The 3757-nt window shown below is 34.7% G+C and carries 4 protein-coding genes; 3 read left to right on the top strand and 1 reads right to left on the bottom strand.

Features of this window, described 5'->3' with window-relative positions; translation table 11 throughout:
* Positions 1 to 1458 (top strand): tetratricopeptide repeat protein (locus PHI38_RS09630; protein ID WP_367182615.1); only part of this gene is annotated, 1458 nt, incomplete at its 5' end.
* On the opposite strand, the gene miaA is transcribed toward PHI38_RS09630, so the two are convergent.
* A complete protein-coding gene (miaA, locus tag PHI38_RS09625; protein ID WP_299855568.1) occupies positions 1442 to 2338 on the bottom strand; it encodes a tRNA (adenosine(37)-N6)-dimethylallyltransferase MiaA in 897 nt (298 codons plus the stop codon). The genes PHI38_RS09630 and miaA overlap by 17 nt on opposite strands.
* Before the next feature lie 68 nt (positions 2339 to 2406).
* On the opposite strand from miaA, the gene mqnP reads away from it, so the two are divergent.
* Both mqnP and PHI38_RS09615 read left to right on the top strand, forming a co-directional pair.
* A complete protein-coding gene (gene mqnP, locus PHI38_RS09620) occupies positions 2407 to 3264 on the top strand; it encodes a menaquinone biosynthesis prenyltransferase MqnP (protein WP_299855566.1) in 858 nt (285 codons plus the stop codon).
* The coding region (locus PHI38_RS09615) for a hypothetical protein (protein ID WP_299855564.1) at positions 3264 to 3757 on the top strand (494 nt) is incomplete at its 3' end. The genes mqnP and PHI38_RS09615, both read left to right, overlap by 1 nt.

Raw genomic sequence — 3757 nt, 5'->3', positions numbered from 1 at the left:
GCAAACTATTCAAAGGCTCAAACACTGTATGAAAAGGCACTTAGTGAGACAGATAACATTGATGTTGCAGTGGAAGCGGCATTTAGATTAAGCAGAGTACTGATATCAAATACCAAGATGAGCGAAGCAGCAAAACACATAGAAAAAATTGCCCTGGCAAAACCTAGCTACTTTGCTAAAGATAAAGTTGAATCTATATACATGATGTATGACTTTGCGGAAAGTAACGACTTTATCTCAGCTGCTACGATAGCAAAAGCTCTTTATGAAAATATGGAGGTTGTTGAAGATGAGTATGAGGAGCTTGTGAAAAATGTTGGTATTTGGCTCTCTCAATCATCCAAGAAGAAAGATGCTCTTGCTGCACTAAATATATATATAGAAAAATTTCCAGATGGCATATATCTATCAGACGTAAAGTTTGCAAAAGATGCACTCTTTTTTGATGTAAATGATGATAACACAACAACTAAATTTGAAACATATGATAAGTTGATAAACGAATACTCAGGGGATAGAATAGGCGATAAAGCCCTATATGAGAAGATGAAACTTCTAATAGAGCAAAAAATGTTTAAAGAGGCACTCTCTCTTGAAGACGAAATTACAAAACTAGATAGAGTAGAGTACGGCGATGTACCTGAACTTATAACTGATGCAGCTATAGGTGTAATGCAGTTATCGCTAAGAGAAAAAGAGTGTAACAATGTTCTTCTTATCTCATCAAAATACAGTATTGAACTCTCAAGCGAGTGGGATGATGGAGTTTATGAGTGTGCTATGAAAGGTGGTGATTTTGAACTTGCTAAAAAAATGGCAGATAGAAACATCAAATCTAAAGATTTAGAACTCAGAAAAAAATGGCTCTATAGATATATCAAAATAGATTTTGCAACTGGTAACTACAGCAATGTTATAGAGGCTTCAAAAGAGCTAATCACACTTATAGGCAATGATAAAGAGTCTCCTTATTTAGATGTTTACAGAAATCTTTTTGATGTATATCAGAGGTTAGAAAATAGAAATAAAATGATTGAATCAATCGCAAAACTTATGGATATATATGGCGAGGATTATATAGATATAGATAGATATGCCGCAGTTATGGGTGTTGGAAGCGAAATAAAAGATACAAACCTAGTTATAGAGTATGGTGATAAAGTTTTAAATATTCAAAAAAACTCAACTTCAAAACCGCAAACGCCATATGTAGAATTTACACTATACGAAGCATACATGCAAAAAGAGAACTATGACAAGGCTCTAGAAGTTATAAAACAGCTTGATGGCGCGCCACTTAACAAAAATAATATGTCACGACAGAAGTATCTTCTTGGAAGCGTTTTAGAGAGACTCTGGAGAGATAAAGAGTCAAAAGAAGCGTATCAACAAGCAATAGATATAGACCCAACTTCAGCTTGGGCTGGACTTGCTAAGAGCGCTAAATCCTTAGAGTAGAGTAGATAATCTCTTCTAGCTCATCTAGGGGCGCAGAGATAACATTTTCAAACTGAGTTTTGTTAAAAGTTTGTTGTCGTTTAGCAAGCCCAGCTGTGTGGGTAGAAATTTTCTCTATCATCTCATCCTTTGAGATAAAACCATCTATATACTCTAGCGTCTCAACTATGCCAATTGAGCCCATAGCATGGGGAGCTCTTGTATATTTTTGCTCTAAATATGCCACTTCATTTATAAGCCCTGACTCCAGCATCTTTTTTGTACGACTAAGTATTCGCTCTCTTAAGAGGTCTCTTTGAACTTCAATGTTAAAAATAGATATATTTTTTATGACTGGTTTTGGAGGATTTTGCCTAAAGTACTCTGTTGGAGTAAGTCCAGAACCCTCATATATAAGGAGAGCTTTCTCTATTCTATAGCTATCATTTGGAGATATATTTTTCATATATTCACTATCACGAGAGTACAAAAAATCATAACAATTTTGTAAGTTTTTAAGTTTTATTTTTACATTTAAAGATTGCTCTTGTGTTATTTTTGGAATCTCGGAGAGTCCATCTATAAGGGATTTTAGATAAAAAGAGGTACCACCAACAATGATAAGATTTTTCTTGTGTTCTTTACATATCTCAAGAACTTCTTTATAGAGATTTATAAAGATATCAACACTAAAATAATCATTTACATTTAAAAAATCTATCCCAAAATGCTTTACTTTTTGTAGCTCTTCACAAGACGGTTTTGCAGAGACTATATCAATCTCTTTATAGATACTAAGGGAATCAATAGAGAGTATATAGGCATCTATTTTTTTTGCGATTTTTATTGCTAAATCGCTTTTTCCAGATGCTGTGGGGCCAATAATTGCTAATTGAATCATAAAAAAATTATATCAATATTTAAATCAACTTTGGGTAAAATAAAACAAAAGAAAGCTTAAGGTTGGATTTGAAACGTTATATAGATAAATTTAAAGATTTTAACGAGCTGGTGATGTTTGAGCACTCCATCTTTTCACTCCCTTTTATTTTTATAGCTATGATAGTTGCAGCTGATGGTTGGTTTGGTTTTTGGCTCCTGTTTTTGGGGGTACTTGCAGCGCTTAGTGCTAGAAATTTTGCTATGGGACTCAACCGATTTGCAGATAGAGATATAGATGCACAAAATCCAAGAACAGCTTCTAGACCAAATGTAGATGGCAGACTTGACTCAACTACTATATTGCTCTTTACAGCGTTAAATGGTGCTGTTTTTATTGCAGTTGCTTACCTTATAAATCCTCTTGCATTTTATCTTAGTTTTGTGATTCTTCTTATCTTAGGAAGTTACTCGTACTTTAAGCGTTTCTCATCTTTAGCGCATATTGTCTTAGGGCTCTCTCTTGGACTTGCTCCAATTGCAGGTGTTGTAGCTGTGAGTGCTGAGATAACACCATGGTCTGTTTTACTTAGTTTTGGAGTTTTATTTTGGGTTGCTGGGTTTGACCTTTTGTACTCACTCCAAGATATAGATTTTGACAAAGAAAAGGGGCTTTACTCTATCCCTTCAAAGTATGGAGAGGATGCAACACTTATTCTCTCTGCTCTGTTTCATGCTCTAGCAATAGTGTTTTGGGCTCTTTTTGTTTGGGTTGCAGGACTTGGCTTTTTTGCATATAATGCAGTAATTCTTAGTATGTTTATGCTTGGATATGAACACTATCTAATTAGAAAAGATTTTACAAAGATAGATAGGGCATTTTTCACTGTAAATGGCTATCTTGGCATACTCTTTTTTATTTTGATAGTGATGGATAAGGTATTTTAATGAGTATTCGTTTAGTAAAAGCACCAATTAGTATAGCTTTTAGTCCTATTGCTCTACATAGTGAAGAGTACTTAAGAGAGTTTGACAAACTAGGGGAGAGTGATGATGATCCGATAAGCCAATGGTTAAAGCTCGCACGTGGAAAAGGTGACACATCAGACACTGATCCAGTGCTTCTAAATCTAATGATTGAACTTCATAGAAAGATTGATTCATTAGAGAAGTTTTTAAAAAATGAAGAGCCAAATAGAGTTTCACTTACAAACGCTTGCGAGATAGAATCCATTGGATTTGAGCATTTTAAAATGGAAGATGATGTCTTAGAAGAGGGCATGGAGTATTATGGAAGAATCTCGATGCCAATTCATCCAAAGCGTGATATAGCAGTTTTTTTTACAGCACTTGAAGGCTCACTTGCTAAGATTACAAAGATGCATGAACGTGATGAGAGAGAGTGGGGAGCTTATTTGATGGCAAGAGAGAGAGTGTTGAT

Source organism: Sulfurimonas sp., assembly GCF_028694895.1.
GTDB lineage: Bacteria > Campylobacterota > Campylobacteria > Campylobacterales > Sulfurimonadaceae > Sulfurimonas.
Note: the sequence above shows the minus strand (reverse complement) of the source record. Positions and strands in the feature narration are given on the sequence as shown.

Coding starts and splice junctions, on each gene's coding strand:
- miaA (WP_299855568.1), bottom strand. CDS start 2,338: ATGATTCAATTAGCAATTATTGGCCCCACAGCATCTGGAAAAAGCGAT.